Annotated in this window: 6 protein-coding genes; all 6 read left to right on the top strand. The window is 70.4% G+C overall.

Annotated features, from left to right (window positions below; genetic code table 11):
* Positions 1 to 1,200: UDP-N-acetylmuramoyl-L-alanine--D-glutamate ligase (murD, locus tag PKH97_RS11680; protein ID WP_324387629.1), on the top strand; the 1,200-nt coding region annotated here is incomplete at its 5' end.
* 4 nt (positions 1,201 to 1,204) lie between these two features.
* On the top strand, positions 1,205 to 2,482 hold the full coding sequence (ftsW, locus tag PKH97_RS11685) for a putative lipid II flippase FtsW (protein ID WP_324387630.1): 1,278 nt from the start codon (positions 1,205 to 1,207) through the stop codon (positions 2,480 to 2,482).
* Positions 2,479 to 3,594 carry an undecaprenyldiphospho-muramoylpentapeptide beta-N-acetylglucosaminyltransferase gene (murG, locus tag PKH97_RS11690; RefSeq protein ID WP_324387631.1) on the top strand — a complete coding sequence of 372 codons (1,116 nt, stop codon included), beginning with the start codon at positions 2,479 to 2,481 and terminating at the stop codon, positions 3,592 to 3,594. The genes ftsW and murG overlap by 4 nt, the downstream gene beginning before the upstream one ends.
* A gap of 3 nt (positions 3,595 to 3,597) precedes the next feature.
* A complete protein-coding gene (gene murC, locus PKH97_RS11695) occupies positions 3,598 to 5,037 on the top strand; it encodes a UDP-N-acetylmuramate--L-alanine ligase (protein ID WP_324387632.1) in 1,440 nt (479 codons plus the stop codon).
* Positions 5,034 to 5,780 carry an FtsQ-type POTRA domain-containing protein gene (locus PKH97_RS11700; protein ID WP_324387633.1) on the top strand — a complete coding sequence of 249 codons (747 nt, stop codon included), beginning with the start codon at positions 5,034 to 5,036 and terminating at the stop codon, positions 5,778 to 5,780. The genes murC and PKH97_RS11700 overlap by 4 nt, the downstream gene beginning before the upstream one ends.
* A gap of 286 nt (positions 5,781 to 6,066) precedes the next feature.
* A partial coding sequence (ftsZ, locus tag PKH97_RS11705; RefSeq protein WP_324387634.1) for a cell division protein FtsZ occupies positions 6,067 to 7,208 on the top strand: 1,142 nt, incomplete at its 3' end.

Below are 7,208 nucleotides of genomic sequence, written 5' to 3' on the forward strand. Positions count from 1 at the left end.
GGCTGGCGCCCGGACCAGCCCCTGCTGGCCGCAGCGGCGGCCGCCGGGATCCCGGTCTGGGGTGAGGTCGAACTGGCCTGGCGGATGCGCGCGCGCGAGGGGGCGGCGCCCTGGCTGACGATCACCGGCACCAACGGCAAGACGACCACGGTGCAGATGCTCGCCGCCATCCTGCGGGCGGCCGGCCTGCGGGCCACGAGCGCGGGCAATGTCGGCACACCGATCCTCGAGGCCGTCCTGCATCCCGAGCCGTATGACGTGATCGCCGTCGAGTTGTCGAGCTTCCAGTTGCACTGGTCCTCTTCGCTGCGCCCGCTGGCCTCGGTCTGCCTGAACATCGCGCCCGATCACATCGACTGGCATGGCTCGCTCGCCGACTACGAGAAGGCCAAGGGCAAGGTCTACGCCAATACCGAGATCGCCTGCGTCTACAACGTGCAGGACCCGGCGACCGAGCGCCTCGTCGAGCAGGCCGAGGTGATCGAGGGCTGCCGGGCCATCGGGTTCACGCTCGGCGTCCCGGCCCGCTCCATGGTCGGCCTGGTCGACGACATCCTGGCCGACCGCGCGTTCGTCGAGGACCGCGCCACCAGCGCCGTCCCGGTGGCGAGTCTGGGGGATCTGGAGCTGAACGGCATACCGGCCGCGCCGCATGTCGTCGCGAATGCGCTGGCGGCGGCCGCGCTCGCGCGGGCCTACGGGGTGCATCCGCATGCCGTGGCCGCGGGGCTGCGCGACTTCGTGCCCGAACCCCACCGCGTCGCGTATGCCGGCGAGGTCGCCGGCGTGCGCTTCGTCGACGACTCCAAGGCCACCAACCCGCACGCAGCGTCGGCGTCCCTGGCGGCCTACGAGCACATCGTCTGGATCGCCGGCGGGCTGCTCAAGGGCGCCGAGATCGACGACCTGGTGGAGCGATTCGCCGGGCGCCTGCGCGGGGCGGTGCTCATCGGGGCCGACCGCGCGCGAATTGCCGAATCCCTCGCCCGACACGCGCCCGACCTCCCCGTGGTCGACCTCGCCGACACCGACACTGGTGCGATGGATCGCGCCGTGGTCGCGGCCGCACGCCTGGCCCAGCCGGGAGATGTGGTGCTGCTGGCGCCGGCGGCCGCGTCCATGGACATGTTCGCCAACTACGGCGCACGCGGCGATGCCTTCACGGCCGCGGTCGCGCGCCTGACGTCCAGCGGGGAGTAGCTCAGTGAGCAGTGCCACCACGACGCCGGCCTCGGGCGTCGCGAACCGGCGCGCCTTCGGCCGGACGCGCGAGTTGCTCGACTCGCCCGCGGCCACCTACTACCTGCTGCTCGCGGTCACCGCGCTATTGGTCTCGGTCGGTCTGGTCATGGTGCTCTCGGCGTCGATGATCGTCTCGCTCAAGGATGACGACACCCCCTTCGCCGTCTTCAAGGGCCAGCTGGTCTTCGCGATCCTCGGGCTTGTTGCGCTGGTCATCGCCATGCGCCTGCCCATGTCGTTCTGGAAGCGGATCGGCGGCCTGGCCCTGCTCGTGGCGGTCTTCCTGCAATTGCTGGTGGTCTTCACCCCGCTCGGCACCGGCCAGGGCGGCAACCGCAACTGGCTGGACCTCAAGTTCACCTCCCTGCAGCCCTCCGAGCTCGGCAAGCTCGCGTTGGTGCTCTTCGGGGCCCGCGTGCTCGCCCAGAAGCGACGGGTTCTCGGTGACTTCCGCGAGGCAATGATCCCCTTCGTGATGCCGGCGGCCGCGATCGTGCTGTTGCTGGTGATGATCGGGCATGACCTCGGCACCGCCATGGTCATCGCCGCGCTGGTCGCGGGAATGCTCTTCGCCGCCGGCGTCCGGCTGCGCTGGTTCGCGGCCGCCGGCATCGGTGGCGTCGCCCTGTTGGCACTAGCCACCTTGACCAGCTCCAACCGCCTAGGCCGGATCAACATCTGGCTCAACCCCTCGGTCTGCAAGCCCAAGAACGAGGACCTGTACTACGGCATTTGCCGCCAGCCGCTGCACGCTCAGTTCGCCCTGGCCGACGGCGGCGTGACCGGGATCGGTTTGGGCGCGAGCAAGGAGAAGTGGCAGTGGCTCTCGGAGCCGCACAACGACTTCATCTTCGCCATCATCGGTGAAGAGCTGGGCCTGATCGGCGCGCTCATCGTGCTCGCCCTTTTCGCGGTCTTTGCGTATGCCACGTATCGCCTCGTCGTGCGAACCGACGACTTCTTCGTGCGCATTGCGGCCGTCGGGGTGATGGTATGGATCCTCGTGCAGGCCATCATCAATATCGGTGCCGTGATCGGGACGCTGCCGATCATCGGCGTCCCGCTGCCCTTCGTCTCCTCTGGTGGCTCGTCGCTGATCACCACCATGCTCGCGGCCGGGATGCTCCTCGCCTTCGCCCGGGCCGAACCCGGCTGCCGAGAGGCCCTGGCGCTGCGCCCGTCTGCCGTCAAGGGTTCGATGGCAGTGCTCGGCCGGGCGCGACGAAAGACCACCTCATGAGCGAGTTGGAGCTTCCCGACTCGGTGCTGCTGGCCGGCGGGGGATCCGCCGGGCATGTCTCGCCGCTGCTGGCCCTCGCCGACACGCTGCGCGTGATCCGGCCCGATATCGCCATCGCCGCGCTCGGCACGGCCACCGGGCTCGAAGCCCGGTTGGTGCCCGAACGGGGCTATCCGCTGCACACCATCCCCAAGGTGCCCTTGCCGCGCCGGCCCTCCGGCGACCTGGTCGCGGTGCCGGGCAAGTTGCGCGGCGCCGTCCAGGCGGCCGCGGCCGCGATCGACGAGACCGGCGCCCAGGTGGTCGTCGGCTTCGGCGGCTATGTCTCGACCCCGGCCTACCTGGCCGCTCGGCGCGCGGGCATCCCGATCGTGATCCACGAGCAGAACGCGCGGGCCGGCCTGGCCAATCGCCTCGGCGCCCGGATGACACCCTTCGTCGGCACCACCTTCGCCTCGACCAAGCTGACCCACAGCCAGGTCGTGGGCATGCCGTTGCGACCCGAGATCAGCACCTTGGACCGGGCCGCGATGCGCGAGGAGGCCCTGGCGCACTTCGGGCTGGATCCCCAATGGCCGACCCTGCTGGTGACCGGCGGTTCCCTCGGCGCCAAGCGGCTCAACGATGCCTTCGAGGCGCGCGCCCTGGACCTCTCGGCCGGCGGCGTCCAGGTGCTCCACCTGACCGGCGCCGGCAAGGCCTTCGAGGTCGGTGACACCGGCACCGGCGCGCCCTATGTCGTGCGCCCGTATGCCGATCGGATGGAGCTGGCCTACAGCGTCGCCGACCTGGTGGTCGCGCGCGCCGGCGCCAACACGGTCTGCGAGCTGACCGCCGTCGGCCTGCCGGCGATCTATGTGCCCTTGCCGATCGGCAACGGCGAGCAGGAGCTCAACGCCGCCGATGTGGTTGCTGCCGGCGGTGGCCTGCTCGTCCCGGACGCGAGTGTGAATCCGGAGTGGGTCGCCGAGACGGTGATCCCGCTGCTGCGCGACAGCGACCGGCTGCGCGCCATGGCCCGTGGCGCGGCCTCGGTGGGTCAAGCGGGCGGTGACCGCCTGCTGGCGGGGCTGGTCGCGCAGGCATACGCAACCCGGAGCATGAAGAGGTAAGTCGTGCCCTACGGCGTCAACGAACGTTTCGACTTCGGCGAGCCGACCCGGCCCGCCGCCGCGCTCGGTCGCGTCCATTTCATCGCCATCGGCGGTAGCGGCATGTCCGGCGTCGCCGCCTTCCTCAGCGATCTCGGTGTCACGGTATCCGGCTGCGACGGCGCCGAGAGCCCGGCCGTCGAGCGGCTGCGCGCCGACGGCATCGCGGTCGCGGTCGGGCATGACCCCGCGCACCTTGTGGGCGTGGACACCGTGATCGTCTCCTCCGCCATTCCCGAGAGCAACGCGGAGCTCGCCGCCGCACGCGCCGATGGGCGCGTCGTGCTCCACCGGGCCCAGGCGCTCGCGAGTGCCATGGGCGATGACACGCGGGTGGCGGTCGCGGGCGCCAATGGCAAGACGACCACGTCGGCGATGATCGTCTCGGCGCTGCGCGCCGCCGGGGCCCACCCGTCCTTTGCGATCGGCTCGGAACTGGTCGATCTCGGCCGCAACTCGCTGCGCGGGAGCGGGCAGGTCTTCGTGGCCGAGGCCGACGAGTCGGACGGCTCCTTCCTCAGCTACCGCCCCCACATCGCGGTGGTCACCAATGTGCAGCCGGATCACCTCGACTTCTATGGCGACGTCGCCCACGTCGAAGCAGCGTATGCCGCCTTCGCCCGATCGGTGGAGCCCGGCGGTGTGCTCGTCGCTTTCGCCGACGACGCCGGGTCGGCGCGGCTGGCGTCCGCGATGCGCGCAGGCGGGCGCCGCGTCATCACCTACGGCGAGGCGCCGGAGGCGGATGTGCGCATCACCGACGTCGCCGTCGCGGGCCTGACCAGCCGGGCGATCGTCACCTATGACGGGATGCCCCTCGACCTGACCGTCGCTGCTCCGGGACGGCACAACCTGGTCAACGCGGTGGCCGCCCTGAGCGTCGGCTGGGCCGGTCTGGGTCTGGACCCGGTCGCCCTCGCCGCGGGGCTGGCGGCCTTCCCCGGCACCCGGCGCCGTTTCGAGCGGCGGGGGAGCGCCGCCGGTGTCGACGTGGTGGACGACTACGCCCACAATGCGCCGAAGGTCGCGGCCGTCGTTGCCGGAGCACGCGCCGTCGTCGCGCCGGGTGCCTCGGTGCGCGTGGTCTTCCAACCCCACCTGTACTCCCGGACCCGAGACTTTGCCCCGGGCTTCGCGGCCGGCCTGGCCGGGGCGGACCAGGTCGTGCTCCTTCCCGTCTATGGAGCGCGGGAGCAGCCGATGCCCGGTGTCGACTCCCACCTGATCGCCGCGGAACTGGCTGCGCTCGGTGGCGAGGCCGAGTTGGCCGCCGATCCCGCGGACGCCGTGCGCCGCCTGGTGGCGAAGGCCGCTGCCGGGGACCTGGTGCTCACCGTCGGAGCAGGTGACGTCACCCGGCTCGCCCCGCTGATTCTCGCGGCCCTGGACGGAGGCCGGGAATGAGGCTCGGCATTCCCGAGGCGGCGCGCTCCGACGGGCGCGTGACGGCTTTCCCGGGCGGCCTGGCCCGGTCGGCCGGGCGAGGCGGACGACGCCGCCTGGCGTGGCTCGCCGGTGCGCTGGTCGCGGCCCTGCTAGCCCTGTGGATTGCCTTCGCCTCACCCATTTTCGCTGTGCACGAGGTGCGCATCACCGGCAGCTCGGAGTTGGTCCGCTCGATCGCCAAGAAGGTCACCGCATCGGCTGTCGGCGTGCCCGTTCTGCGGGTGGACACCGGGTCGTTGGAGGCGCAGATCGAGGCAGATTCCCGGGTGGCCGATGCCACGGTACGACGCGGTCTGCCCCGGTCACTCGTGGTCGAGGTGGTCGCCCGGGTGCCGGTCCTGGGCGTGGAAAAGGCTAAAGGTCAAGTTGACCTTGTAGACATTCAGGGCGTCGTAGCCGAACGCGTGACCAAGGCGCCAGCAGGCGTCCCCGTCGTGTCGAGCGCTTCCGGCCAGGTCTCGCCCGCCGGCGTCAAGGCCGCCCTCGGCTTGCTCACTGCGTTGCCCGAATCCCTGCGGGCAAAGGTGCAAAACCTGCGTATCGACGTCACCGAGTCGATGTCCTTCCGGGTGGGTGCGACCAGCGTCACCTGGGGAGGCGCAGACCGGGCGGAGGTCAAGGCACGGCTGGTTCAGATCTTGCTCACCAAGCAGCCGGCGACCATCGACGTCAGCGCTCCGGACACGCCCACGACGACCTGATCCGCGGGGTGGCACCGCCGCCGAGGCGGCCCACCGGTGGGGCGGATGTGACTGGTGTGACGGGCGTTTCCGTGGTTCCCGGGAATAAGTGAATTCCTGCGCGACACGCCCGCGCGGTCATTTGCATGGGCTGGCGCCGCAGCATAGTTTCGACATCGAGCAGGTCACTCGGAATGTCTTAACCTCACCTTTACGGTGAAACTTCCGCCAGGGCCACCCGGAAGTACCGGACTTCACGGGGCGATCGGATATCCGTCACATACGCAAGTCAAGGAAGGCCCGCACAGTGGCTGCACCCCAGAATTACCTGGCCGTCATCAAGGTCGTCGGCATCGGCGGCGGTGGCGTCAACGCCATCAACCGGATGATCGAGGCCGGCCTCAAGGGCGTCGAGTTCATCGCCATCAACACCGACGCGCAAGCGCTGCTGATGAGCGACGCCGACGTCAAGCTCGACGTGGGGCGGGAGTTGACGCGCGGCCTCGGTGCCGGCGCTGACCCGGAGGTCGGGCGCCGTGCGGCTGAGGACCACGCCGAGGAGATCGAAGAAGTCCTCAAGGGTGCCGACATGGTCTTCGTGACCGCCGGTGAAGGCGGCGGCACCGGCACGGGCGGTGCGCCGGTCGTCGCCAAGATCGCCAAGGGCCTCGGCGCCTTGACCATCGGTGTCGTGACGCGTCCGTTCACCTTCGAGGGCCGCCGTCGTGCGAACCAGGCCGAGACGGGCATCGGATCGCTGCGCGAAGAAGTCGACACGCTGATCGTCATCCCCAACGATCGGCTGCTGTCGATCAGCGACCGGTCGGTCTCGATGCTCGATGCCTTCCGCAGCGCCGACCAGGTGCTCCTCTCCGGTGTCCAGGGCATCACCGACCTCATCACCACCCCCGGTCTGATAAACCTCGACTTCGCCGACGTCAAGTCCGTGATGTCCGGCGCGGGATCGGCGCTGATGGGCATCGGTTCCTCGCGGGGCGAGGAGCGAGCGGTCCAAGCCGCCGAGTCCGCGATCTCCTCGCCCTTGCTCGAGGCGAGCATCGACGGTGCGCACGGCGTGCTGCTCTCCATTCAAGGTGGCAGCGACCTGGGCCTCTTCGAGATCAACGAGGCCGCGCGCCTGGTCCAGGAGGCCGCGCACCCCGACGCCAACATCATCTTCGGTGCGGTCATCGACGACGCGCTCGGCGACGAGGTGCGGGTGACCGTCATCGCCGCCGGCTTCGACGGGGGCGTGCCCAACAAGCGCACTGACGAGCGCGCTCTGGGCACGATCGTTTCTCGCAGCACCGCTCCGGCCGCCGCCCGGTCCGCTACCACGGCGACCGCCGTGCCTGCGGAGCGCGTGAGCCCAGCTCCGGTAAACACTCCGCCCGTTGTCATCCCCGCACCCGCCGCCACGCCGGCCCCGGCCGCCGAGCCCGCGGCAGC

This window comes from Nostocoides sp., assembly GCF_035343835.1.
In the GTDB taxonomy this organism is placed as follows: Bacteria; Actinomycetota; Actinomycetes; order Actinomycetales; family Dermatophilaceae; genus Nostocoides_A; species Nostocoides_A vanveenii.

What these genes read in the sequence shown, in the direction of transcription:
- murG (WP_324387631.1), top strand. Translation starts at nt 2,479, where the DNA reads ATGAGCGAGTTGGAGCTTCCCGACTCGGTGCTGCTGGCCGGCGGGGGA.
- PKH97_RS11700 (WP_324387633.1), top strand. Translation starts at nt 5,034, where the DNA reads ATGAGGCTCGGCATTCCCGAGGCGGCGCGCTCCGACGGGCGCGTGACG.